The 25524-nt window shown below is 45.5% G+C and carries 19 protein-coding genes; 11 read left to right on the top strand and 8 right to left on the bottom strand.

Going from position 1 to position 25524, the window contains the following annotated elements:
- Positions 1-162 precede the first annotated feature (162 nt).
- Positions 163-1095 (bottom strand): hypothetical protein, encoded by a 933-nt coding sequence (locus EPX21_RS12735; protein ID WP_134090073.1) that lies wholly within the window; start codon positions 1093-1095, stop codon positions 163-165.
- A gap of 247 nt (positions 1096-1342) precedes the next feature.
- Between EPX21_RS12735 and EPX21_RS12730 the strand changes: the two genes are divergently transcribed.
- Positions 1343-1771 (top strand): EamA family transporter, encoded by a 429-nt coding sequence (locus tag EPX21_RS12730; RefSeq protein ID WP_134090072.1) that lies wholly within the window; start codon positions 1343-1345, stop codon positions 1769-1771.
- Positions 1772-1859: 88 nt separating this feature from the next.
- Here the strand turns inward: EPX21_RS12730 and EPX21_RS12725 are convergent, their stop codons facing one another.
- Positions 1860-2663: an inorganic diphosphatase gene (locus EPX21_RS12725; protein ID WP_134090071.1), complete on the bottom strand. Its 804-nt coding sequence runs from the start codon at positions 2661-2663 to the stop codon at positions 1860-1862.
- Positions 2664-2930: 267 nt separating this feature from the next.
- Here EPX21_RS12725 and EPX21_RS12720 point away from each other — a divergent pair, with 267 nt between their 5' ends.
- The 4 genes from EPX21_RS12720 to EPX21_RS12705 all read left to right on the top strand — a co-directional run bounded on the left by EPX21_RS12720 (position 2931) and on the right by EPX21_RS12705 (position 6389).
- The gene (locus tag EPX21_RS12720; protein ID WP_166670753.1) at positions 2931-3668 is read left to right on the top strand and encodes a 3-keto-5-aminohexanoate cleavage protein; all 738 of its coding nucleotides are present in this window, start codon (positions 2931-2933) and stop codon (positions 3666-3668) included.
- Positions 3669-3830: 162 nt separating this feature from the next.
- A complete protein-coding gene (locus EPX21_RS12715) occupies positions 3831-5084 on the top strand; it encodes a putative DNA modification/repair radical SAM protein (protein WP_134090069.1) in 1254 nt (417 codons plus the stop codon).
- Positions 5084-5848 (top strand): TIGR03915 family putative DNA repair protein, encoded by a 765-nt coding sequence (locus tag EPX21_RS12710; protein ID WP_134090068.1) that lies wholly within the window; start codon positions 5084-5086, stop codon positions 5846-5848. Before EPX21_RS12715 ends, EPX21_RS12710 begins: the two co-directional genes overlap by 1 nt.
- A gap of 100 nt (positions 5849-5948) precedes the next feature.
- Positions 5949-6389 carry a pyridoxamine 5'-phosphate oxidase family protein gene (locus EPX21_RS12705; RefSeq protein WP_134090067.1) on the top strand — a complete coding sequence of 147 codons (441 nt, stop codon included), beginning with the start codon at positions 5949-5951 and terminating at the stop codon, positions 6387-6389.
- Between the two features lie 132 nt (positions 6390-6521).
- Here the strand turns inward: EPX21_RS12705 and EPX21_RS12700 are convergent, their stop codons facing one another.
- Complete coding sequence (locus tag EPX21_RS12700) at positions 6522-8003, bottom strand: zinc-binding dehydrogenase (RefSeq protein WP_166670752.1); 1482 nt, start codon at positions 8001-8003, stop codon at positions 6522-6524.
- 255 nt (positions 8004-8258) lie between these two features.
- Between EPX21_RS12700 and EPX21_RS12695 the strand changes: the two genes are divergently transcribed.
- From EPX21_RS12695 to EPX21_RS12685, 3 genes are all read left to right on the top strand, one after another.
- Positions 8259-10769, top strand: a complete 2511-nt coding sequence (locus EPX21_RS12695; protein WP_134090065.1) for a heavy metal translocating P-type ATPase — start codon at positions 8259-8261, stop codon at positions 10767-10769.
- 134 nt (positions 10770-10903) lie between these two features.
- Positions 10904-13186 carry a glycosyltransferase family 4 protein gene (locus tag EPX21_RS12690; RefSeq protein ID WP_134090064.1) on the top strand — a complete coding sequence of 761 codons (2283 nt, stop codon included), beginning with the start codon at positions 10904-10906 and terminating at the stop codon, positions 13184-13186.
- On the top strand, positions 13137-14150 hold the full coding sequence (locus tag EPX21_RS12685) for a glycosyltransferase family 4 protein (protein ID WP_134090063.1): 1014 nt from the start codon (positions 13137-13139) through the stop codon (positions 14148-14150). Before EPX21_RS12690 ends, EPX21_RS12685 begins: the two co-directional genes overlap by 50 nt.
- On the opposite strand, the gene EPX21_RS12680 is transcribed toward EPX21_RS12685, so the two are convergent.
- The 4 genes from EPX21_RS12680 to EPX21_RS12665 form a co-directional block, all read right to left on the bottom strand.
- Positions 14139-15635: a glycoside hydrolase family 130 protein gene (locus EPX21_RS12680; RefSeq protein ID WP_134090062.1), complete on the bottom strand. Its 1497-nt coding sequence runs from the start codon at positions 15633-15635 to the stop codon at positions 14139-14141. The two genes, EPX21_RS12685 and EPX21_RS12680, sit on opposite strands and share 12 nt — an antisense overlap.
- 118 nt (positions 15636-15753) lie before the next feature.
- Positions 15754-17028: a PepSY domain-containing protein gene (locus EPX21_RS12675; protein WP_134090061.1), complete on the bottom strand. Its 1275-nt coding sequence runs from the start codon at positions 17026-17028 to the stop codon at positions 15754-15756.
- Between the two features lie 18 nt (positions 17029-17046).
- Positions 17047-18267: a DUF4374 domain-containing protein gene (locus EPX21_RS12670; RefSeq protein ID WP_134090060.1), complete on the bottom strand. Its 1221-nt coding sequence runs from the start codon at positions 18265-18267 to the stop codon at positions 17047-17049.
- A 16-nt stretch (positions 18268-18283) separates the two neighbouring features.
- Positions 18284-20581 carry a TonB-dependent receptor gene (locus EPX21_RS12665; RefSeq protein WP_134090059.1) on the bottom strand — a complete coding sequence of 766 codons (2298 nt, stop codon included), beginning with the start codon at positions 20579-20581 and terminating at the stop codon, positions 18284-18286.
- A 713-nt stretch (positions 20582-21294) separates the two neighbouring features.
- On the opposite strand from EPX21_RS12665, the gene EPX21_RS22700 reads away from it, so the two are divergent.
- Positions 21295-21453, top strand: coding sequence for a hypothetical protein (locus EPX21_RS22700; RefSeq protein ID WP_166670751.1), 159 nt, complete (start codon positions 21295-21297; stop codon positions 21451-21453).
- Between the two features lie 89 nt (positions 21454-21542).
- A complete protein-coding gene (locus tag EPX21_RS12660) occupies positions 21543-23342 on the top strand; it encodes a serine hydrolase (protein WP_134090058.1) in 1800 nt (599 codons plus the stop codon).
- Between the two features lie 243 nt (positions 23343-23585).
- Here EPX21_RS12660 and EPX21_RS12655 read toward each other — a convergent pair whose 3' ends face one another.
- Positions 23586-24902, bottom strand: a complete 1317-nt coding sequence (locus EPX21_RS12655; protein WP_134090057.1) for a DUF389 domain-containing protein — start codon at positions 24900-24902, stop codon at positions 23586-23588.
- 462 nt (positions 24903-25364) lie between these two features.
- On the opposite strand from EPX21_RS12655, the gene EPX21_RS22695 reads away from it, so the two are divergent.
- On the top strand, positions 25365-25505 hold the full coding sequence (locus EPX21_RS22695; protein WP_166670750.1) for a hypothetical protein: 141 nt from the start codon (positions 25365-25367) through the stop codon (positions 25503-25505).
- Positions 25506-25524: the final 19 nt, after the last annotated feature.

Raw genomic sequence — 25524 nt, 5'->3', positions numbered from 1 at the left:
GTTAAAATTTTCTTATAATTTGGCTTGAGAATGACCTCTTCAACATAATAGCCACCAAAGTATCCAGACCTGCTTGAAAAATGTAGGGCCGACTGTCAAAAGTACCAAGCCTTCGTAAATAGCGTCAACCGGACGGATACACATCACGGGAGAACAGCGTCCTTAAAAGTCGACGCGTATCGAGTCAGGCTGCCAATCCGGATCCAAGGTTGCATATACGCCTCCACGGGTACTGTAAGGATCACCTCTTAAAATAGTTGCGCGGTTCGCCTGGATGGGCACATCGTGAACAATTACCCGATTCATCAGCTCTCCATACCAATTATAAATTTCGACAGCAAAGTGCTGCGCCGAGTTATGCGGAGCAAAGAAGCCCCGCACGAAACGTGCCGCCGCGTGCTCTTCTTCGGTAAACGTATGACTAATCGTATAATTAAAATCATATGTAAAACCACTAAAGCTACCCGAGTAATAACTAAACAGGTATGGCCAGTAAGCAGGGTCGTTATACTCGTCTACCGCACGGACATGTACTGATTGCGCTTCTTCAGGCAAAGCCGTAAAATCCAACACTAATTTGCCGATGGAGCGTTGTAACTCAATCTCCCGCACATTGGTAGTAGGTTCATCCAAAAACTCAAATTCCGTTGACGAGGAGAACAAATCACCCAATGTACTCGGCATATAAGCCAAACCACGGCGAACATCAAAACCGTCAACGGGCACCGTTGAACCCACCACCCCGATATCATACTGACCATAATGGAGATCAGCTATTAAAACCCCGAAATTATCGGAAGAAGTATCCTGTGTCACCAATGCTACACTTTCAAAAGTATTTCGGTCTCTGATAGCCATGTACAGATAGTTAATATGATGTTTCAAATCATTTCCCCAAACCTGCTCCATTTTTTTTGCAACAGCCAGTTTTCCACCCCCTTTGGCAAGGGGTTCCGTTATTACCTGCAGGTTGGACACCCTAAATGTAACCGCGTGTTTCTCATTGGAAGGCCCTGCTGTTTCCCGGTCTTTGCTGCAGGATACCGATAGGATCAACAGCAGCAAATACATGTACGAAAGTTTGTTTTGTATCATAATCTTGTTTTTTGGTTTTCAAAAGTACCTAAAAGCCAATCAGTTAATCACAAATTAAGTCGATTGTACTATTGGAAAGCTTAAATTGTGAAAAGCTGAGAAAAACAGTTAAAAGGTAAATAATGTCTTCAGCCTAACGATGTTTTATGTATATTAATTTGAAGAAATATGTGTGGACTATTGTTGGATACATCTCGGTGCACAACTTTTTACGGATCCGCTTGTTTGTGATAGAAAGAGAACAGCTATGTGGGTTTTATGGGCAATATTAGCGGCGATATGTGCTGCATTAGTAATAGTACTAACAAAAGCGGGATTAAAAGACGTAGACTCGAGTTTGGCCTTTGCTATACAGGCAATACTGATTCTTATGATTTCGTGGTCTGTTGTTCTCTATCAAGGCAATTTTGGCACTTGGAAAGCCATCGAAAAAAATGCATGGATCTTCTTGCTCAGTGCAGGCGTATGTACATCCCTTTCAACTTTATTCTCTTATAAAGCTTTATCTATGGGGCCGGCATCATACGTCACTACGATAGAGCGTACATCCTTAGTCATTGCCATCATTCTCTCTGTTTTCTTCCTAAAAGAAAAGGTTACCTGGCAGCTTATTGTGGGCGCAACGATCATGGTTGCCGGCGCTGTATTAATCACGTTGTCTGATAATGCCAATTAAGACCGTACCTTCGGTTAGACCTTCATAAAGAAAGACAAACACTATAAGACGGAAATTTCATTAAGCTTTATAAATAAGCTGATTTTTCTTACAGCACACCAATCTCCATTTGCCGGATAAGCAGTTCATCTTGCTTAAAGGTTTTCGCTAATTTTTTTTTGTAACTCGTCCAGAAGTCGACCTCAATCCGATCAACCATAACTTCATAGACAACCAACATGTCTTTTTCTTTTCTTCCTTTTTCGTCGTTCCAAATTCCGCTAACCGGCGAATGCATATAAATCGACACACCCCCGAAACGATCGGTAAGCTCTTGCCGCAATGTGAGATAGTATTTCTCCGGAAAGGGCTTCGCATTCGAATCGTACAAAGGAAGAAAAAGTTGGATCAGCTTATTGGGCCTTGTCTTTTCTGCTAAGGCCTGCGCTAACAGCTGGTTTGCCCGGACTGCTGGCAGCCATTCCAAGGGCTTGAATTTTTTACCGGCTTGTTGGTTATAATTAATAAAGAACTGTTCCAATTGTTCCTTCACTTCTGGCGTCAAATCAGCGATATCCTGCACGGCTCTGTACAAAACGGATACCTCCGGGATGCCAATGAAACGATTGTTTCTAAATACAGCACCATCCCGCTCCTTTTGATCGGCCTTCAGGCATCCGATGACCCGACAGTTCACTGCACAGCCGGTAAATGTGCCAAGCTCGGATAGAACGATCATGTCCAAGGGATCCCCGTCTTCTCCCACCGTTCCCATTATAAAGCCGAAATCGAACGGGAATACCAAGCCCATCGGTAGGACTTTTGTCAGTAGGTAATAGCCTAACTTAGGATCAAAATCATATTTTAGCCCTTGCCCTTTGGGTGTCTCAATAACAGCGGTGACAATCTTCATAAATAATGCAGCGATTTTGCGCCCTTTAGCAATTATAACTATGTGTTAGGAGAACAAGGTAATCTGGAGGTTGTTTATATTGTATAAGAAAATCGCAAATTTGTTTCAAATTTCTTATCCAGATAAAAGACCTCTTTCGGTATAAGGGAAAAGAATAGAAGCCATCCGTCAAAATTCAAAATTGAAGGCTTAGAGATTTCGGATAGTAAAAAAATAAACTAGTTTTATGATCTATCGAAACATGAGGTGTCCTAAAAAACGATGAATATGAGCCAAAAACTAACCTCACCACTTATTAAGGCAGCTATAAACGGCTCTAGAACAAAGCTAGACAGCACAAAAATACCAACAAGCAAGGAAGAAATTTTAGCGGAAGCTAAACTTTCGGTAATTGCCGGTGCCCAACAAATTCATTTTCATGTCAGGGACAAAAATGGCAGAGAAACATTGGACGGCAAATTTGTAGCTGAACAGCTATCACTCCTAAGGCAACATCTATTAAATATTCCAATAGGTATCAGTACCGGCGACTGGATAGAACCGAATTTTGAATTAAGAAAAAAACTTATAAACGGATGGACGACTTTTCCGGACTTTGTTTCTGTTAATTTTGGCGAAGACAATTGTGAGCAAATTATTAAAATGCTTTTGGATAAAGCAGTTTCTATTGAAGCAGGAATTTCGAAGGTAGCCGACGCGAAAAAATTGATAAACTCTGGCCTGCTTAAATATTGTTTCCGAATATTAATCGAACCGCAAGAGCATACAATTTCAGGTGCGCTGGAAAACGTTTCTGCAATTGAAAAAGTTATATTGCCGGTTATCTCCAGACAAGAGATTCTTTTACACGGTTTGAACGGGACTTGCTGGGCTCTGATTGAAAAAGCATTCGAACGAAACTACAGCACGCGGGTTGGATTTGAGGACACCCTTTATATTGACGAAACCACCAAAGCGGAAAGCAATGCAGCGCTTATTAAGAAAACACTATCTTTCAAAAAATAGTCAACATCACAATCGGATTCCTTGGCATACACAATCGATTTATGTCGATATAACGTTTAAAGCCTCCAACGCCAAAGTTATAATTGAAAACTTATCCGCAAATCACCTTTTATACTAATTTTTTTAGTACATTTGAAACGATTCGACTAATATATTGAGCATATGCTTGGATTTGATGAAAAGTTGAAAATATTGGCGGATGCCGCAAAATACGATGTCAGTTGTAGCTCGAGTGGCGGAAAGCGAAAAAATGGGGGTGGTATTGGGGATTCTTCTGCGAGTGGAATCTGTCATACTTATACAGAAGACGGACGTTGTGTGTCTCTATTAAAGATTTTGATGACGAATTATTGCATATATGATTGTGCATTTTGTGTTAGCCGACGCAGCAATGATGTCCAGCGATCAGCATTTTCAGTAAAAGAAGTGGTAGAGCTGACTATGAATTTTTATCGCAGGAATTATATTGAAGGTCTCTTTTTAAGCTCCGGAATATTTAAGTCGGCGGATTATACGATGGAGCGGCTTATGTTGGTAGTCAAAAAGCTCAGAACAGAAGAGAGGTTCAATGGCTATATCCATCTAAAAGCTATTCCCGGAGCAAGTGAAGCTTTGCTAAAAGAGGCCGGATTATATGTAGATCGTATGAGCGTTAATCTTGAAATTCCAACAGAGGAAGGGCTAAAACTCGTTGCCCCGGAAAAAGACCATCAGTCCGTACGTGAACCCCTCACCATAGTCAAAAATGAAATTAAAGCAGCGCAACGAGATAAAAAGTTCCTCAAGAAAGTTCCACTATTTGTACCGGCCGGACAGAGTACACAGATGGTAATAGGCGCCACTCCTGAGAACGACTTGCAGATTATGCAAACCGCAAGCGAATATTATAAAGATTTCGACTTAAAGCGGGTGTACTATTCAGGATATATACCTATCAACGATAAGGACAGTAAACTTCCGCAAGTAGGTACTACCCCGCCATTGGTCCGTGAAAACCGGCTTTATCAGACCGATTGGCTGTTGCGGTTCTATGGGTTTTCCTTGAATGAAATTCTTAATAACAAACATCAGCATCTGGAGTTGGATATAGACCCCAAATTATCCTGGGCCCTGCGAAACCCCCAGTATTTTCCAATCGATATTAACAAAGCCGATTATAATTGGATCATAAGAATTCCCGGAATTGGCACGCATTCCGCTCGCAAGATCATCCAAGCTAGGAAATATGGCAAATTAAAGGAATTTCAGCTCCAAAAATTAGGGATAGCCCACAGTAGAGCCAAATATTTCATGATCTGCCAGGATACCGTGGCCAGTTCGGGATTTCTATATCCTGAGCGTATCAAAAAAGCAATCCTCGAACATAATCCAAAATCAGCGCTGATCCGTTCAGCATCTCAATTATCTTTATTCTGATGCATTATATATTTGATGGAAGCTTCAGTGGTTTTTTGTGCTGTGTATTCGAAGCCTTTGAACGCAAGGAGTTTAATGCTATTCCAATAAAAGACAAGATACCGGAAACCGACCTGTTCAGTAAGCATCGCATGATTATTACCGATGACACCAAGTGGAATCGGATATTCGTCGGCATGGAAAAAATCATAGGAAAGAAGGGTATCCAAACTTTTTACCATAATTTTCTGGCTGATACACCGCAGGCCTGGCAGAACGGTTTCCGATTGATCGTAAAGCTCTTTAAGACAGGTAGCATTGACATGGGAAACTATGGAAATACAGAAATGCTAATGATGCATCAAACCATAAAAAAAGTAAGTAGGGAAAGGCATCGCATGAAAGCTTTCGTTCGGTTTGTAAAATCTTCCGAAAATCTCTATACAGCCCTGATAGAACCGGATTTCAATGTACTGCCCTTGGTAACAAATTTCTTTAAGAACAGGTTTGCAGATCAGCATTGGTTGATCTATGACCTGCGCCGGAATTATGGCTACCATTATGATGGACATGCCGTACAGGAGGTTTCCCGTTCCAATGACGAGCGCATATCGGATCCATATAGTTTTGAAGTAGAGCTGGATCCCCGAGAACTGGAGTTTCAGCATTTATGGATCACTTACTTTAAAAGTACCAATATAGAATCTAGAAAAAACATCAAACTACATTTAAAGCATGTTCCAAGAAGATATTGGAACTATTTGGTTGAAAAGAAGGGAACTTAACGATATGGCGGTTTTTATAACCGTAAGCATTTACCCACGTAAACCTCTTGTTTTTGATAATCAAGAATTTTAAGTAATTTTAAAGATATTCAATGACACTATGCTTGGAGAACTAAATAAAAGAGAAATAGTCGATTTATTGAAAAGCCAATTCATTGGCCGCCTGGGATGCCATGTAAACGGAGAAACCTATATCGTGCCGATCAATTATGTTTACCAAAACAATGCGATATACGCCCATTCGGGCGAAGGCAAAAAAATAGAAATGCTGCGCGCGAATCCACGGGTATGTTTTCAGGTTGATGAAATTGAAAGCATGTTCAAATGGAAGAGTATCATTCTTTGGGGAACCTTTGAGGAATTGAAAGACATGGAGCGTCAGCAGGCCATGCAAGGCTTAATTTTGCGTATTATGCCCAATACCAATGAGCCCGGACGAAACCCTTCCCATGCGATAAGCCCGGATCTTCGGGACAGTTTGATCGTCTATCGAATCAATATAGAAGAAGGAACCGGTCGTTTCGAATCGCATGAAGCATAAATCGTCTCGCACTAGGCTTTAGGCAATAGGCGGTAGGCAATTGGTATTACGCTTTAGGCTTTAGGCTTGGGTCGCCTGCTACTGCTACTGTTTTATCGCTCACAACGAATAACAAACAAACAACAAACCAGGTCATGTCGTACCTTTTGTCCGTTGTGCGAGTGCTGCGCCAACCGCCAAAACGAGTGCGTCCTCCATCATCCCGAGAACGACGTCCGGCAATTTAGTCTTTTTTGCGACACCCGTTCTAACGTAATACATGGCATAGGTGGCCGCGATTGCCGCAAGTCCGCCCACAATTGCTGCCGCAACTGTACTATGGCGGGTCTTCTTTGCCACCGCCGCCGACGAGGTGGCACCCGAGGCGGCCCGCACGACAAGCGACAGCGGCTTTATTCTGTTGGGTACTGAAGGTAGCTTATCAGCAACCATCTCCGTTGTTGCAAGGAGTTTCAAAACGGTGGACACTGCCGGACTCTGTAAGAAACGTAAACGACTGGATTGGAGTTGCCCGCCAGTTGTATTTAAGATCATATCCCGTGCAATTACCGGTGCAGACATACTTCGCAGACCGGCTATAAAGCCGGTAGCAACGAGCTCCCGCGTGTAGTTTGGCTCTTTCGTTGTTTTTATCCGTTGGATCGCCTGTTGGTCTTTCGGAGTGAGGCCAACGTCGGGTATCTCAATAACCACCTTACCTACGACACTTTCTTTCTCCATATAATGATGTGCCTCGGCCACATTCTCGAACAGAAAAGTCTGCGCAACCACAGGCTTTAGCTGGCCCGAATCTACCAACTCACGTATCTTGTCGAGATCTGCCGAGTTCGGCTGTTCAACAACGATCCGCATCCGTTTATCAAAGATCGCACCCTTAGCAGCCTTTACTATTCCCGAAGCATCGTCTGTACCTCCCCGGGTGGACACAAACATGGCATCCGAAGTGAGATTGTCCTTATAATCGCTGATACTGAAAAAACCACTGGCATCAAAAATAAGGTCGAATTTTTCGTCACTCGGAACCTTTTCTTTTTCATAGTCAAGAATGCGGTCGCAACCGAGCGATTTAGCAAATTCCATATGTTCTTTGCTGCACGTGCCCGATACCTTCGCTTCAAAAGCCTTAGCAATTTGCACTGCAACCGAACCAACCCCACCGGTACAGCCAAGGATCAGCACTTTATCACCGCCTTGAATTTTACCGTCCTTTACAAGACCTTGCCATGCGGTTAATGCGACCATTGGCAAAGCGGCCGCTTCAGTATGGCTTAATGTTGATGGCTTTAGCGCGGCATGTTGTCCATTCGCCTGCAGAAGTTCGGCGTAGGCCCCGCCTTTTGTAGCGTTCAAAACACCAAAAACCTCATCACCTTCCTTGAACCGGGCGCTTTTAGAGGCGACAACTACGCCGCTAAAGTCACTGCCGATCACCTGCCCGCTGCTGATGCCGGTCAGCAGCTTCAGCTTTCCCTGCCGCACCAGTATATCAACCGGATTGACTGACGAAGCTTTGTTTCTGACCAGAATTTCTCCTTCTTTTATCACAGGCACATCAAGCTCTGCAAAATGAAATTGCTCCGGCGTACCGTATTTCTTTAAAATCGCTGCTTTCATAAGGCATATTCTATATTGAGGGCTGTTCCTTATCCTTCTTCTCGATCCGAATGTTGGTATCAGTCTCCCCATTATGATACAGCTGAGAGACAAAAATGTTTACCGGCCACTGATCAGGCTATATATAAATCGCTCGCTTTTAAAATTTCTTCCTACGAATTAGCATAATAGCACTATTTTTTTTTATTTTGTAAGCGACACAGGTAACTGATTTAACCAGTTAACCTGCGGAAGCATCTCTCAGCGAAGAACACAATGACACATCGATACATCATCCACGGCATGAGCTGCGCAGGCTGCCGTGAAAAAGTAGAGGAGGCATTGAACGGAATAGAAGGTATCCATGCGGTGGTAAGCCTTGATCCGCCCGAAGCAACTATATCTATGGCGCAGCATGTCAATACGGGCACTCTTCAAAAAGCAATCGCACGTGCAGGCAATTACAGTCTCGAAATGGCTTCGGGGAATCACCACGCACATCCACCGGCAAAGTCCGTGATATCGCCGGGGCCGTTACCTCCCACCGCCGGCCAAAAATATTATTGCCCGATGCATTGCGAGGGCGATAAAGCCTACGATGGCCCGGGTAATTGCCCGGTTTGCGGGATGAACCTGGTGAAAGCGCCCGTGTCCGAACAAAGGCGCACACAGTATACCTGCCCCATGCATCCTGAAATTATCCGCGACAGGCCGGGTGCCTGCCCGATCTGCGGGATGAACCTCGTGCCCTTGCAAGGCAGCAGTAACGACGAAGACGATGTAAGCTACCAACAGCTGCTCCGTAAACTGACGATAGCCGTCGCCTTTACCCTACCTATTTTTTTGATTTCCATGTCGGATATGCTACCCAATAATCCGTTACATCAAATCATGAGCAAAAGAGGTTGGGACCTGGTTCAATTCGGACTCTCTATCCCGGTTATTTTTTATGCCACTTGGATGTTCTTTCAACGGGCCTGGCAATCGCTCTTATCCCGCCATTACAATATGTTTACCCTGATCGGTATCGGAGCAGGCGCAGCATGGGTGTTCAGCGTGATCGCTTTACTGTTCCCGGGCATTTTTCCCGACCGCTTTAAAATGCACGAATCGGTATATGTTTATTTCGAGGCAGCTACCGTAATTCTCACACTGGTACTGCTTGGACAAGTACTGGAAGCGAAAGCGCACAGCAAAACCAATACAGCGATCAGCGAGCTGTTGAAGCTCGCCCCGAATCAGGCGACCAAAATTAGCGATGGCAAGGAGGAGACCGTAGACATTGATCGCATTCAGCCAGGAGACCTGCTAAGGGTAAAGCCGGGAGAGAAGATTCCGGTGGATGGAGTCATCACAGACGGCGAGCCCACCATCGATGAATCCATGATTACCGGCGAGCCCATACCAATAAGTAGACACCCGGGAGATCCGGTTGTGGCCGCCACTATAAACGGAAACAAAACCTTTGTCATGAAAGCCGAAAAAGTGGGCGCAGACACCCTGCTTTCGCAAATCGTCGAGATGGTTAATCATGCCAGCCGCTCGAAAGCTCCCATCCAGAAACTTGCCGATAAAATATCCGGATATTTTGTACCGGTGGTCATCGGCATTGCCGTGCTTACCGCTATCCTTTGGGCAATATGGGGGCCCGATCCGCGCTATGTATATGCCTTCGTAAATGCCCTTGCCGTGCTAATTATCGCCTGCCCCTGCGCCTTGGGCCTGGCAACGCCGATGTCCGTCATGGTTGGCGTGGGGAAAGGTGCCCAGAATGGGGTGCTGATTAAAAATGCGGAATCGCTTGAAAAGATGAATACCATTGACGTACTGGTAATTGATAAAACCGGCACCGTCACGGAAGGTAAACCTTCCGTGGAAAAGGTCGTGGCGGCCGATGGATGGCAAGAAGCCGCGCTGCTGCCCTATATTGTATCGCTGAACAGCAGCAGTGAACACCCCTTGGCGCAGGCGACCGTGCAGTATGGAAAAACCAAAAATGTAGTGCTCCTACCGGTAACCGGCTTTGAAGCGGTGACGGGCAAAGGCGTCAAGGGCAGTATCAACGGCAAAACCTTTGGTTTGGGGAACAGCAAGCTGCTACAAGCATTGCAGGTGGCCATACCGGCGGCCTTATTCGCACAGGCCGCCAAGGAGCAGCAGGCGGGTAAGACGGTTTCCTTTTTATCGGAAAACAAAGAGGCGATCGGTTTTGTGGTAATCACCGATAAAATCAAAGCCACCAGCCGGGAGGCTATACGACGGCTACAGGCGGAAGGCCTGCAGGTGATCATGTTGACCGGCGACAATGAACATACGGCCAGCGCCGTAAGCAGCACCTTAGGTCTAAATGGATTTAAAGCGCAGATGCTGCCCGAAAACAAACTGGAGGAAATAAAGCGCCTGCAATCGGAGGGCAAAAAAGTGGCTATGGCCGGTGATGGGATCAATGATGCCCCGGCCCTGTCGCAGGCCGATATAGGCATAGCCATGGGTACAGGTACAGATGTAGCCATTGAGAGTGCTGCCATTACGCTGGTGAAAGGCGATTTGAACGGCATTGCCAAAGCGCGGCTTTTGAGTCACCAGGTTATGCAGAATATTAAACAGAACCTGTTTTTTGCACTTGGATACAATGCATTGGGCATTCCTATCGCTGCGGGTATTTTATATCCCTTCACCGGCATCCTGTTGTCGCCGATGATTGCTGCATTGGCTATGAGCCTCAGCTCGGTATCGGTTATCGGTAATGCACTGCGACTGAAGGCGATCAGGCTGGGCTTCCGGTAAGGCATTGAGATAACTAGCTCTGCTACCCTTCGTGATGATCGCCTGTACATTTCAAGTATCAATACCAGCACTATACAAACAAAATCGGCTTTTTGTTCTTTATCTAATACAGCACTGGATTAACGCATAGATAAATGAAAATCGCATTCATAGGAACCTACAGACCGCGCCAATGTGGCATCGGTTCCTTCTCGCAGCACTTGTTTGAATCCATCAGCGATTTAAAAAGTTCGCAAGATTCGGAACATATTGTGATCGCTATCAACGATCCCGGCAACAGCTATCTTTATCCCGATGAGGTTCAATACATCATCGATCAGGAGGATCATAATACCTATATTGAAGCCGCTAAGTTTATTAATCGGCAAAATGTAGATGTCTGTATTATACAACATGAGTATGGCATTTTCGGAGGGCAGAACGGGGTATTCGTGCTTACCCTGTTACATGACATAGCTATGCCTATCATGGTCACTTTGCATACCGTTTTACAAAAGCCCTCCTATAACCAATCTGTTATACTAAGAGAGATAGCCAAAGTTGCCCAAAAAATTATTGTTATGGCCGATAAAGCCGTGCAGATGCTGCAGGAACTATACGCGGTTCCGGCCAGTAAAATTGAAAAGATTCCCCACGGCGTTCCCCATATTCGGTACGACAAGAACATCGCGCGCCAATCACTTGGACTTAACCATAAAAAAGTGCTGCTTACGTTCGGCTTTATCGGTCGCAACAAAGGCATCGAAACCGCCATTTGTGCCCTTACCGAAGTCGTTGCCGAATACCCGGACGTCGTCTATATCGTCTTAGGGAAAACGCATCCGAATGTCATTAAACACGCAGGTGAAGAGTACCGCTTATTTTTATATCATCTTGTCAAAAAGCTCAAACTCGAGGATCATGTGCTTTTCCTGGATCAATACGCTTCGCAGGAAGACTTATTTAAATACCTCAGTGCTACTGACATATACCTCACACCCTATCTCAATGAAGCCCAGATTACCAGTGGTACCCTGTCCTATGCGGTAGGGGTAGGCTGTGCGGCGGTTTCTACACCCTATTGGCATGCCGCGGAACTACTAGCCGACGGAAGAGGTCGATTGTTCCAGTTTAACGATACGAAGGAGCTGGCGCATGTGCTGACGGATTTACTCGGCCATCCACAGCAGTTAGCGCATCTCCGTGCCCGTGCAAGTGCATACGGAGAGACGATCACTTGGCCAAAAACCGGGAGCAAGTATTACGGGCTTGCGCAGCACCTTGCCAAAAATGCACATAAAGCGGCTATTAAAAAGGATGCTATCTTAGATCGCAACGTATTACCGCCTTTACACTTTGATCATATCAAAAGGCTTACTGACAGGACGGGCATATTTCAACATGCCACCTACGGCATTCCTAATTATCGAGAAGGATATTGTTTGGACGACAATGCAAGGGCTCTGCTTATGATGCTGATGGCCCACCGAAGAAGCAAAAGTGATATGGCCATTACGTACATAGCGATTTACTTAGGCTATATCCACTATGCACAAAATCCGGATGGGACTTTTCGGAATTTTATGGCTTTTAACCGTACCTTTCTGGACGAAGTGGGTTCTGAAGATGCTTTTGGGCGAACCATCTGGGCATTAGGGTATGCTTTGGCTTATTCCCCGGTAGACGCCTATTATCAGCTTGCCCGTCAAGTATTTTTCAAAGCGGTACCACACTTCAGCCAATTGCAATCCGTCCGGGGCATCGCCAATACCATTATAGGCATTTACCATTATCTAAAAGATAATCCGTCTGACGAAGGGATGATGGAAATAACAAGGACCTTAGCCACGCGCCTTCTTGGCGAGTATAATGCTCATCGTAAAGAAAAATGGCATTGGTATGAAACCTTATTAGCTTATGACAATGCGCTGCTTCCCCTAGCGATGTTGTATGCAGCAAAAATCACGGGTAATTCGGCATTTCGGCACACTGCATTTGAAAGCTTGGCCTTTTTGGAATCCCACACCCTACAGAAAGGGTATTTAAGTTTAATCGGCAATGAGAACTGGTACCGTCATACCGCTTTGCCATCGCCTTTTTCGCAGCAACCCATTGATGCCATGGCCATGGTATTGCTTTATCTGGAAGTTTATAATCAAACGCAGGAATCACACTATCTCAAGCTATTGTACCGGTCATTCATGTGGTTTTTAGGAGAAAATGACCTTCGTGTAAGCCTCTATGATTTTGAAACACACGGTTGTTGCGATGGGTTGCAAGCCGACGGCGTGAACCGAAATCAAGGAGCCGAAAGTACCATTGCGTATATCATTTCCTACCTGGCCATTCAACATACTTTTGAAAAACCCCACAGCAAATCTGTTCAAAATGAAAGTCGCGATATTAGCACCCATCGCCTGGCGAAGCCCTCCTTATAAGTATGGACCATGGGAGCAGGTGGCTTCCAACCTTACGGAAGGCCTGGTTCGCCAAGGAATAGCGGTCACGCTCTTTGCTACTGGCGATTCGGTCACCGCAGCACAACTCAGCTACAGTGCGCCGCGCGGCTATGCCGACGATCCTACCTTAGATGCTAAGGTTGAAGAGTGCTTGCATATCAGCCAGGTAATGGAAGCAGCAAATGACTTCGATATTATCCATAATCATTTCGATTTTCTACCGCTTACTTACTCCAAACTGATCGACAGGCCCATACTGACCACCATTCATGGATTTTCGTCACCAAAAATTATTCCCGTCTATAAAAAATATAACGGACACTGCTTTTATGTTTCCATTAGCGATGCAGATCGGTCGCCGGAATTGGACTACGTAGCCACCGTATACAATGGTATAAATACAGCACAGTTTCAATTTGTAAACACACCGAACATGGTTTACCTGCTATATTTCGGCCGGATACACCCCGAAAAAGGCGCTCATTTGGCCATTGAAGTTGCCCGACGCGCAGGCATGCGCCTGGTTATGGCCGGACTGATACAGGATCAAGCCTATTTTGCCAAGTACATTCAACCGCACCTGGAGAGCAAGCAAGTTCAATATGTGGGCAATGTGGGGCCTAATGAAAGAAATCGCTTATTGGGAAACGCTACCGCACTGCTTCACCTGATTGATTTTAATGAACCTTTTGGACTGAGCGTTGCGGAGGCCATGTTGTGTGGCACGCCTGTAATAGCAATGAACAGAGGCTCCATGCCCGAGCTCATCCGGCATGGTTCCACAGGCTTCTTGGTCAACAGCTTGGAAGAAGCCGTAAAAGCCGTTAGCCACATCGGTAGCCTTTCGCGTGAAGCATGCTTTCTGTGGGCTAAAAGCCAATTCACCCTGGAAAAAATGACAGCAGATTATCTCTCCGTTTATCGGCGTATGCTAAATACTTGAAGCCCGCTCTTTTTCAAGCAACTTCGTTAGTAATTCTTCCAAATTAATCGCCGCATAGGTGGAAGCATAGTCGGACATGGCATAAGGAATCACCAACTCCCCGGCATGAATATACGCCCCGCAAGAGTACACCACGTTAGGCACATAGCCTTCGCGCTCTTTCGCATTCGGCCTTAACAGCGGTTCGCTAAGCCTACCGAGCTCGATGGTTGGATCGTCTAAGTCAAGCAGCGATACACCCAGCACATATTCGCGCATCGGCCCGACGCCATGGGTTACAACCAGCCATCCTGCATCCGTTTCCAGGGGTGAGCCGCAATTCCCCATTTGGATGAACTCCCACGGATATTTTGGTGCTTGTATCTGTTGCGCTTCACGCCATACATTGATGTTATCGGAGAAGGCTATGTAATTGTTTACGCCGTCAATTCTACAAAGCATGGCATACTTTCCGCTAACAAGCCTAGGGAATAAAGCCATGCCTTTGTTCTGTGCGATATGTCCATGTATAGGCATCACCTTGAAATGTAAAAAATCTTTGGTCATCAGGAGTTTGGGCAATATGGCTACGCCATCGTAAGCCGTATAAGTGGCATAATAGGTCACTCCCCCAGTTGTATTGACGAAGCGTACAAAGCGGGCATCCTCGATACCATTTTTTTCTGTTTCGGCAATGGGAAAAATTACCCGTTCGCAAATAGTGGTATCTGTAGCAAAGGTCATCTCATAATGAGACGAGGCTAACCATCTCACTTCTTGCAAAAACGTAACATGCTCCGGCCTGGCTTCCAATTTTGATTCGACAATTTTTAACGAATGTTTGAGATCTTCATAAGTAAATGTTTCCGGAAGCGCCTCGCTTACCAGGGTATAGCTCTCGTTGCTGCAGTAGCCACTATCCTCGCACATTTCGGTAAGCTTGCGTAAAAAAGATTTTTTATGGTAAATATGGTTTTTAACATGTTCAGGAACTTCCAACACTTTACCCGGGTGCTCAATTTGGATGTTATTATGCTTGTCGAGTATTCCTTGCCGAAACACGATGGAAGAAATGTGTCCTTCTCCGGTTGCGCGGAAACTAATGATTATCCGCTTCTCCCCATCGCCAAGCATCGATTGATCGGGATGCTCTATAATGGACGGATTAAAAAATGCCGCAGCCTCTATGGAATACTCCATGGTAAAATAAGCCCCAATAAGCAACCGTGCCCGTTCCGGAAGCTTTTCGGGTGCTAAATCCAACTGCTTCATTAAGGCGTCCAGGCGCCTGAAGTGTTTTACAAAAATCTTTTCAATATTGCGGTGCCTGCCGGCATATTTCCGCATAACCCGGTCTAACAGTTCTTGCTGTTGCGTATCAGTGAGTTGTAATACCTGAGCAATCAGGTGCTTTGCCCGTTCATCTCCTGCAAACATAAAACGTGCAATAACCCTACTCGAATCGGGTTCGAATATTTTCTCTTTTCTAACGACTTTTATGGCCATCGTACTTTTCTAAAATGGTGTACCCTGTTTTCCCTATTTTCAACCACAAGTAACACATTTTATTGCAGAAAATGGTATTTTTTTTAATGATAACGATGACAAGAAAAATAAGGCGATGTTATAAAGTATCCGCTTTGCTGTACATCGAAACAGGTACCCGCCTTTTCATCGGTAACACCGCCTTTGCTGGGGACTTACGTGGCTTCTTATTCCGCTTCCCCCACCAGATCAGAAAGCCTGTAATCGGTAAACTGGCGCCGATCAGCGAAGCCAAAAAGGCCAATACCTTACCGGGCAGCCCTAGGATGGATCCGACATGAATATCGTAATTCATCTTTCTCAGCTTTTGGCCAAAACTGGCTTTTTCGTAAGCAACAGAGAATGGATCATTGCGCGTAATTGGCTGAAGGGTGTACTGGTCGAACAGGTAACTTCTGCTATTGTAAAATTGCCCGGCTCTTGGATAGACAATCACATAGATGGTGGAGGCGGGATTGGCCCGATCGGGATAGTTATAATAAAAGCCCTGGGATGCCGGATTTTCCGCTAACACTTGATTCCACAGCAGATCCATGGCTACATTCGGGTCTTTTGCCTGCGTCCGCTGCGTACTGTCCGACTGCATCCGGCGGCCATTTTCCAGTTTTTGTCCACCGGTAGTGACCCAATACAGACCTTTACTATACCATTGCAAGCCGTACACCATACCTGTTAAGGCTATAGCCAAGAGAAACAAGAGGGAGTAAAAGCCCAATACATTGTGCAGGTCGAGATTGACCCGTTTAAAGGATGCTCCCCATTTGATTTTAAAACTTTTGTCGCGCGTCGACTTGTTCCACTTTTTCGGGTACCACCAAACAAGACCGGTTATCAGTAAGACGACAAAGATCAAGGTGCCATAGTTTACAATAGGTCGACCGATATCATAGGGAAGCCATAGGGCCCGGTGCCCATCCAATACGAAGCGGAAAAAGTTAGCATCTCCGCGCCCCTGACTCCGCTTTTCACTGATGATTGTGCCGGTATAAGGGTTGACCTTCAGCAAAACACTTTCCCCACCCCGGCGTCGCGTCTCCCCCGCCTTACGTAAGGTCAGGTTGACCGCTTTTCCTTGATGGTAATTGGCATAAGAGGGAAGCCAGCCCGGATAGACCGCCTGGCCGATGGCTGCCAGCTCACTCGGGCTAAGGACCGGCTTCTCCTCATAGGCAACGCGCGATTCGGGCTCCAATAAATCGGTGATTTCTTCCTGAAAAACCCAAAGGCAACCCGTTATGCACACGATGAACACAATAATACCCGATACCAGTCCTAGCCAGAGGTGCAACCAATTATTAACTCTTCTGAATAAAGAATCTTTTGCTTTTTTCTTGCTTTGTTTTACCCTGTTCATCCTGTGCCGTTTATACGTTTATGGTAAATATTGAATAGCGGTTAAGCGGCCGCCTTCTACTTGCAGTCCGCGCGTAGCCGTTGAGGTACTTGCATCAATTTTATATACCCAAGTGGTTCCGTCTGCTAGGTTAACGCCGAGATAGGCCGTTTCTCCATCCTTTGGTGTATAATTATTATAAGTTAGGCTTTCGATTGATGCCGCATCGGGCATGCCGCTAACCGATTTAAAGCTTTTGTCGACCACGTTAATAATACCCACATGCTTGCCTGTAGCATAGGCACCCTTTTCCTCTTTAGTTGACGCAAGTACCATAAAGGTATTGTTGCCCAGATATAGCCATTCGGTGATGTTCATACCGCCACTGGCCTCTTCAAAATTGAAAAAGTAGGATGGATCGAATTCTTCCCTTTCGGTATCAATCTTAACAACGGCAGAAGGCTTCGTGGAGTTGAAAGCCGCTCCATCGGTTGCAACGGCGGCCGAGAAACCATAGAGATCGCCGTTTTCCGTCAAGGCCAATCCATCCCTGAAATACCGACCGATAAAGCTGGTGCGATCGCCTTTAATGACCTTTTCAACGCTCATGTCGGCATAGTTGAATACCGCGATCCAGGCGCTGTCTGGGTAGTCGGTAGCGAAATTGCCTCCTTTTATGGAAAAATACGGCGCATAAACCTTGTCGCCCACCTGCTTCAACCAGCTGAAGTGCGCCAGTTCGCCATTGCCCGTCAACTCAAGCGTATTGGTGCTTCCTTCGGAAGTAATCAGTAAGCTATTGGTATTTACTTTATACCAATTCGAAAGCGGTGATGTTAGGCTTCTGGAAATCTTAAACAACAACAGATCGTCATTCACCGGTTCAAAGGCCTGCACCGTTTCTGTTTGAAAGTTCGTCAACTTGTTCAGTTTACCGTCTTGGATGTCATAGGCGGTTACCGCCCCCGGATTCCCCTGCCCGTACAGCATACTGAAGAATTTATTGTTGTGGGTTACATAGTACCGATAAGTCCCGTCTTGTTCAATCCCATTACCGGCCGTAGATATTTTCCCGGCGTCTAAGTTACTTGCTGTAAGCAGATAATCCGCTACCGCTTCAGAAGCAGCGGGAGTAACGGTTAAAATGTAATTGCCGGGATTGTCCGGTGTGGGAGGCGTCACATCACTATCGCTCTTAGAGCAGGAAGCCAACGTGGCAGCGGCAACAAAGGCCGCAATCATTGTTTGTAGAGGTTTCATATGTTTTATTTATCGTTTATTTGTTAAAGAAATAGCGTAAGTTGAGGTAAAAAGCCCGTCCGGGTTTCTGCAAACTAAAGTTGTCGTACAGCAAGGCATTGCCGATGTTCCGGCCTTCCAAGCCGATGTTATAACGGCCATTCCGGATACTATAGACGAGATTGAGATCGTGGCTAAGCTGCTGCGGGATATCCAATTTATCGCCGCCGCGACTGGGCCAATAGAGGTAAAAGGCATGTACATATAGCAAGTTATAGCCAAGGTTAAGCCGAAGAGATACCGAAACATCGCTGTTACCGAATAAATAAGGGATGTTCGGCATTTGATCTTTATAAACCGGACTGACCCCCGTAAAACCCGTTTCGTATTGCTGCAAATTCTGCAAGTATTGATAGGTAATGGTAGCTCCGGCAGAGAGCCAATCCTTATACGAATAGCGGATTTCGCCGTCCCCGCCAATGGTACGCACCCCTTCCCGGTTATCGGCTATTAATTTCGATTGATTGTTATTGAGTCGGTTATAGATAAAGTTATCCGAATGGCGATAGATGGCATTTGCATTGACCATAAATTTGCTATTCGGATTCAGCGCGAAACTGTAACTGATCCCAAAATTGATGTTATTACTTTGTTCGGGACGTAAATCCGGATTTCCCTCCTGATTTTCCACATCGCCAAAAATTTCCTGCGCTTCGGGCAAACGATTCGTCCGTTCATAAGACGCTTTCAGCTGTAAATCGGGCTGTAAAAAATAAGTACCCGCCACGCCATAACCTAACTTATTCGTGGTGGTTGCCCTTGATCCGCTATGGTTGTTCTGCAAAAGATGTTTACCGAAAACCGAGATGCTCCATTGGTCTTCTTCATCGAAATTATAAGCTAAGCCCAGCACATTTTTCTGCGACTTTTTCTTTTCCTCATTTTCCTGTACTTCGGGATTTAAAGGATCGGTGCCTTCGCGGTTAAAGGTGGTGAACACATTGCTCAAAGCGATCGCCTGCTTTTTACCGATACGGTAGTTGAACATCGCATTGGCAATGCCGTTGTTATTCTTGTATTTGTATAAGCTGCGTGAACGCTCACCATTGGAGCCATTCGGTTTACTATCGCCGTACCACCCGTAACGTGCATTTACGGTGTCAATATTACGCTCACTGCCCAAGTTGTAATTCGCATTCAAGGTCACATCGAGCCCTTTAATCAGATCGGTCTTTTTATATTTCAAGGTAGGCATGATGATGTTGCCCCGACGGTGCCAAGCACCGAACACAGAAACCATCCGGGCGCCTGTTTGAATCTCCTTATAATTTTGGCCAAGCGTAATGCCCAGCAACAGCTGATCGGCATAAGGTTTATCAACCACCCCTACTTGGCTAATCAAGGTCTCATTATGGTAGGTATCATGAAAGCGGCGAACCCAAGTATTGGGACTGTAAGCCCCGGTATAAATATCTGCCGCATCCACTTTTACCTTGTAGTCGTTATCCGAATAGTTTTGAAAAGCACTTAATCGGAATGTCAAACCTTTTTCGCTGGTAAGCGCGGCATTGATGACACTGCGATGGGTATTAAAGGAGCCGTAAGAGTAAGAGGCATCGATGTAATTGCGTTGCTTACTTCCGGTAATAATGTTAATGGCGCCTCCCAAAGCGTCTGAACCCAACCAGATAGGCACTACCCCCTTATACACCTCAATTCGCTCGGCGATGTTAATTGGAATATTGTTGATCTGAAAGGAGGTACCAAAATTATCCATCGGGATACCATCGATGAAGTAACGGACATGGTTTCCGGAAAAGCCGTTGAGGGAGAGATTAAAGTTGGAACCGACACCGCCCGACTCACGTACACGGATGCCTGATACCCGATCCAAAGCTCCGGCCAAATCGAGTGTGGTATTATAAAGTTGCTTGGCATCCACTGCCGTGACATTATAGGCCTGTCGATTCCGGTCCTGCACCACCGTCCGTCCGATAACGGTGGCCGATTCCATGGCGATGCTTTCTTCCCGCATGGTAATGTGAAGTTCGCTTTCCTTTCCTGCCTGAATGTTAATCTCCTTCTCCAAGGCTGGATAGCCTACGCCACTGATGTGGAGCATATAGCGCCCCGGCGAAAGCTTTTGAAGCGTAAAGAAACCGGATGAATTGGACATCGTCCCAATGGATCCGCCTTGTACTTTCAGGCTGACGGAAGGAATGGGTTCGCCCGATTCCGTGCGTACATAACCACGCACGGATCCATAATTTTGGGCGTAAGTAACCAAACTATAGGCCGAAAATACGGCATATAGCAAAATTTGTTTAAATTGCATCGCTTTTATATCACTTTAAAGCGCCTTCCCTTAATCGGGATAGAGCCGTGCAGTTCCCGCTGCGCGGCTTCTTTTTAAGACACGTGGCAAATATATACTTATTTAGACAAATTCCAAACAACAATCTTTTTGCGTGAAGCGGTAGCCCGTAAGTTTAGTTTGGTTATCGGTTGCCGGTTATCAGTTGTCGGTTGCCGGTTGCAGTTGTTAGTTGTTAGTTGTGAGTTGTGAGTTGTGAGTAACTGAAGAGTAGCGGTGGCAGGAGCTGTAGCACGTTTACGCCATGGTCACTTACAGTCGTCACCCTGAGCAAAGCCGAAGGGTCTGTATGCGATTGACTCATTATTCGTTTGTGAATTAAAGCCTATAGCGTAATGCCTTTATCGTTATTAGTTGCCAGTTGCCAGTTGCCAGTTATCAGTTGTTAGTTGGCAGTTATCGGTTGCGAGTGGTAGAGTGGTAACCGTGGCAGGAGCAGTAGCCAGCATGGGTACTACGCTACTCGTCACCCTGAGCAAAGCCGAAGGGTCTGTATACAATAAGCTTTAGCGACAGACTTTTGACTTTCACTTTGAAATAAGCGTTCCGAAGAACCGAAACCGACCTAGGCTTCAGTTTTAAATAGTAAGTTTTAAGCGAAAGCTATATGCCGCCCTCCTCCCGGTAGGCTCCTTAATAATCGGGAACGCTTCCGTCATGTCGAACGTAATGTAATGAAGTTGAGACATCAATATGTGTTATTGGTTATCAGTTGCCAGTTGTGGGTTGCCAGTGCCAGAGTAGTAGCCGTGACAGGAGCAGTAGCCAACATGGGTAGTACGCTACTCGTCACCCTGAGCAAAGCCGAAGGGTCTGTATACAATAAGCTTTAGCGACGGACAGCGGGCAATGGATTTTTTCCTATATTTATAATCTCATATAATTACATATAAATTTACACTACAAAATCATATATATACTTATGCGCCTAAATCTACTCAGTCTCTTATTTACTTGTTTATGTTCGCTCGTTTTTGCGCAAAATCAAACAACCGACAAGCGCCTGACGGACATCGATTCTATTTTCAATAAAGTGCTAAGGGATTATCGCTTGGCTGGCTTTTCAGTGGCGGTTGTACAAGGCGATAGCCTAATCTACTCTAAAGGTTTTGGCTATCGGGACTATGAAAAGCGCTTGCCAGCCACACCCAATACGCTCTATGCCATTGGTTCTTCCAGTAAAGCTTTTACAGCGGCTTTAGTGGCTAAGCTTTTCGGCGACAGCCTATCACTGGACGATAAGATAGGGAAACACCTACCGCAACTCCATTTTCAGGATGGCCGCGAAGCGCAGGTGACGGTACGCGACCTAATGACCCACCGCACGGGAATAACACGCTACGACTTCTCCTGGTACATCTTTAATAGCATGAGGCGCGACAGCCTGCTACAAAGAGTGGCCTTTATGAAACCGACGGCTGACTTGCGGACGAAATGGCAGTACAACAACTTTATGTACCTGGCACAAGGCATGATTGCTGAGCGGATGACGGGAAAGACCTGGGAAGAGAATGTCAACCAACATTTCTTTATTCCCCTCGGCATGAAGCGCTCAAATTTCAGCATCAACGAAATGGCGGTTGACACGAATGCTTCCTTAGGGTACACCGTTACCGAAAACGATTCGATCAAAAAAATTCCGTACTATAATCTCAAAGGAATGGGGCCTGCGGGAAGTATCAATAGCTCGGTTCTAGAGCTGGCCAATTGGTTAAAATTGTGGATTAACGGAGGAACCTATGGCAAGGACACATTGCTGTCCAAGTCTTACATCCGGGATGCAGCCAGTTCGCAAATGGTCATAGGCAGCGGATTGCCCGGTGCTGAACATCCCGATATCCATATGAGCAACTATGGCCTAGGATGGATGCTTAGCTCCTACAAAGGCCATTACCGGGTAGAGCATGGAGGCAATATAGATGGTTTTTCCGCGAGCGTTTGTTTCTTTCCGAGCGATAAACTCGGCATTGTGGTGCTGACCAATCAAAATGGATCAGCAGCTCCCGATGTAATCCGTAATTCGCTGGCAGACCGATTTTTAAATTTATCTAAAGATAATTGGAACACAAAAAGTGTAAAACAGGATAGCACCCTGAAAGACACGCCGAAAAAGGAAAAAGACATGGCTCGCGTTCAGGGAACCAAACCTTCGCACAGCTTAGGCGATTACACGGGCATGTATCAAAACGACGCTTATGGTCGGTTTCACATCTCCATTGATAAAGACACATTGAAAACGCACTTAACACAAGACAGCTTATGGCTCAGCCATTATCATTATGACGTGTTCGACTTTAAACAAATTAAGAATGGCTTAGCCGACACTTCCGACGGTCAATTTAAAATCAATTTCCAGACAGGTTTAGAGGGGCGTATTGTTTCCGCCACATTGGATCTGAACGATCCTTCCGGCGAACCCGTCGTTTTTAAGCGTGAAGCTAACCCGGTGACGATAGGCGACGAGCAATTGCAAGCTTATGTTGGCACCTATGAAGTCGCAGGCATGCGGGTTAAAATTACCGTGGATAAAGGAATAATTTTTATGGATGTACCGGGCCAAACTAACTATGAAACGATACCACAGGGCGATCACTTATTTAAACTAAAAATACTAAATGGTTTTTCCGTCCGCTTCGAGACTGATCCGAAAACAGGTAAAGTTTCCGCGCTGTATGCCATCCAACCCAATGGAACATTCAAAGCGACGCGTATAAACGATTAAGGACAAGTGTCACCATTTCATTTTTTGGCACGGGCTTTGTATATTTATCGGTAGGTTTAGGTTGATTAAAAATAAGAAAAGGTCCGGCATCCCCAAAAGCTGGACCTTTTCGTTTTTGTAATTGTAGCTCTACGCTATAGGCGGTAAGCGTTTATTACACAGGTGACCTTTTCACTGTTTTTAAGTGACTAAAAACTATACAGCTTCACTGTTGTACTCGTTCATTGCGGACGCGAGGCTGTATCAAAAGGCTTTTTCAATGTAAACCTGAACCGAATCTTCTTGCAAGCGATTGCGGTACCAATCCGTTATACGTGCCTTGCTGGCCGAGGTTTTTTTCACATCCCGACTTTGCAGCGTAAGCGAGTGATAGCGATACACTTTTAGCGAATCGCTGTAAAAGATCTGCTCGGCAGTCGCACAAGCCTGCACTTCCGGAAACATTGGCTTCAGTTCCTTCAATAATTGCTGTCCGAGCCTATTTTTCTGCTGCAAACTATCCTGGCGCCGCAAATTCAAGGAAAGTTCCGACCGTAAGCGATTGATTTCCGCCTGCTGCTGGGTCAACTCCAATAGATCGTCCCCTACTTCTGAAAAGGAGAATCCCTGCTGAATAGAAACTTTCGCTCCAGTGAGCGCATAGTTTTTCAGCCTCTCCTGTAGCTGAGCCTTTGCAGTTTCAGGAATCAGCTTGCCTCCATAGGTCAAGTGGATACTTTGTTCCAATGGATCGATATCCGACTTGAGCAAATAATCCCCTTCTATATAAGTTTCGTTTTTGATAAACCTGGCCGCTTCTTGTTTAAATTTCTCCCGTTGCACTAAGACATAGCCAAAATAAATACTTGGAATGATCGTAATGGTGACAATGATGCTGACCCACATGTTAGCGCGTTGTTTTAGTCCTTCCTCGGTTTGATGCCATATGGGATACTTAAGAAAACGTACGGTTACCAAAGTTGCCGCCGCAATAAAAACCGTATTGATCGTAAAAAGATAAAAAGCACCGAAAAAATATGACCAATTGGCAGTCGATAAACCGTAACCCGCAGTACAAAGAGGCGGCATTAACGCCGTTGCAATGGCCGCGCCGGGAATAACGTTCCCTTTTTGCTTGCTGGAAAGCGCAACAATACCAGCCAAACCACCAACCATCGCAATAATAACGTCGTATATATTAGGTTGGGTACGGGCCAGCAATTCCGAATGGGCCTCGCTGAGTGGCGTGAGAAGGAAGTACAAAGTGGAAGTAGCCAAACTTGCGCTCACAGCGAAGCCAAAGTTGGTAAGGGCCTTTCTGAGCAATTTAAAATCATAGGTCGCCAAGCTATACCCCATTCCGAGAATTGGCCCCATTAAGGGCGAAATAAGCATCGCGCCGATAATAACCGCCGTCGAATTCACATTAAGCCCTACACAGGCGATGACAATGGCGAAAATTAGAATCCAGAGATTGGTACCCTTAAAGTAAATTCCCTTTTCTACCGTTTCGTGTATTAAGCCGTATTCTTCTCTTTCTGAAGAAATACTGAACTTCTCAATCAATTTATATACGTTCATTTTTAAATAATACGCTTACTTTTGCTTCGCCTCGAAAATAAGACTTTTCTTTTATTCATTGGCAAACCGCCTTATTTACTCAGGGCAACCGCATTACCGTGGAATATTGCTTATATTAATAAGGACGTCTTTTCTTAATCAACTTGTTATCGCTTCGGCTTGCTCCAAGCGAATAATTTTGAATAAAAAACCAGACCAAGTGTCTACTTTATAGTACAATCGAGAAAGCACCCGCTTGGCAACGGCTATCCCGTATGGAACTTGCTATAGTCTATTGCTTACGGCTTAAAGCCTAAAGCTTATACATACCGATGTCTCAACTCCATTGCATGCCGTTCGACATGACGCGCTATCCCCCTCCGTCCTCTCGACCGAACCCCGACACTTCGGGAGAGCGGAGAGAACAGTATGACTTAAATGGAAGCGCGCTTAGGGCTTAAGGCCTAAAGCTTATACATACCGATGTCTCAACTCCATTGCGCGCCGTTCGACATGACGCGCTATCCCTCTCCGTCCTCTCGACCGAACCCCGATACTTCGGGGGAGCGGAGAGAACAGTATGACTTAGATGGAAGCGCGCTTACGGCTTATGGTCTAAAGTAGACAGCTAATAACTAGCTTA

It is taken from the genome of Olivibacter sp. XZL3 (assembly GCF_004368405.1).
Classification (GTDB): Bacteria; Bacteroidota; Bacteroidia; order Sphingobacteriales; family Sphingobacteriaceae; genus Olivibacter.
Note: the sequence above shows the minus strand (reverse complement) of the source record. Positions and strands in the feature narration are given on the sequence as shown.

Coding starts and splice junctions, on each gene's coding strand:
- EPX21_RS12675 (WP_134090061.1), bottom strand. CDS start 17,028: ATGAACAGGGTAAAACAAAGCAAGAAAAAAGCAAAAGATTCTTTATTC.
- EPX21_RS12680 (WP_134090062.1), bottom strand. CDS start 15,635: ATGGCCATAAAAGTCGTTAGAAAAGAGAAAATATTCGAACCCGATTCG.
- EPX21_RS12670 (WP_134090060.1), bottom strand. CDS start 18,267: ATGAAACCTCTACAAACAATGATTGCGGCCTTTGTTGCCGCTGCCACG.
- EPX21_RS12715 (WP_134090069.1), top strand. CDS start 3,831: ATGCTTGGATTTGATGAAAAGTTGAAAATATTGGCGGATGCCGCAAAA.
- EPX21_RS12725 (WP_134090071.1), bottom strand. CDS start 2,663: ATGAAGATTGTCACCGCTGTTATTGAGACACCCAAAGGGCAAGGGCTA.
- EPX21_RS12705 (WP_134090067.1), top strand. CDS start 5,949: ATGCTTGGAGAACTAAATAAAAGAGAAATAGTCGATTTATTGAAAAGC.
- EPX21_RS12700 (WP_166670752.1), bottom strand. CDS start 8,003: ATGAAAGCAGCGATTTTAAAGAAATACGGTACGCCGGAGCAATTTCAT.
- EPX21_RS12660 (WP_134090058.1), top strand. CDS start 21,543: ATGCGCCTAAATCTACTCAGTCTCTTATTTACTTGTTTATGTTCGCTC.
- EPX21_RS22700 (WP_166670751.1), top strand. CDS start 21,295: ATGAAGTTGAGACATCAATATGTGTTATTGGTTATCAGTTGCCAGTTG.
- EPX21_RS22695 (WP_166670750.1), top strand. CDS start 25,365: ATGTCTCAACTCCATTGCGCGCCGTTCGACATGACGCGCTATCCCTCT.
- EPX21_RS12695 (WP_134090065.1), top strand. CDS start 8,259: ATGACACATCGATACATCATCCACGGCATGAGCTGCGCAGGCTGCCGT.
- EPX21_RS12655 (WP_134090057.1), bottom strand. CDS start 24,902: ATGAACGTATATAAATTGATTGAGAAGTTCAGTATTTCTTCAGAAAGA.
- EPX21_RS12665 (WP_134090059.1), bottom strand. CDS start 20,581: ATGCAATTTAAACAAATTTTGCTATATGCCGTATTTTCGGCCTATAGT.
- EPX21_RS12720 (WP_166670753.1), top strand. CDS start 2,931: ATGAGCCAAAAACTAACCTCACCACTTATTAAGGCAGCTATAAACGGC.
- EPX21_RS12730 (WP_134090072.1), top strand. CDS start 1,343: ATGTGGGTTTTATGGGCAATATTAGCGGCGATATGTGCTGCATTAGTA.
- EPX21_RS12735 (WP_134090073.1), bottom strand. CDS start 1,095: ATGATACAAAACAAACTTTCGTACATGTATTTGCTGCTGTTGATCCTA.
- EPX21_RS12685 (WP_134090063.1), top strand. CDS start 13,137: ATGAAAGTCGCGATATTAGCACCCATCGCCTGGCGAAGCCCTCCTTAT.
- EPX21_RS12710 (WP_134090068.1), top strand. CDS start 5,084: ATGCATTATATATTTGATGGAAGCTTCAGTGGTTTTTTGTGCTGTGTA.
- EPX21_RS12690 (WP_134090064.1), top strand. CDS start 10,904: ATGAAAATCGCATTCATAGGAACCTACAGACCGCGCCAATGTGGCATC.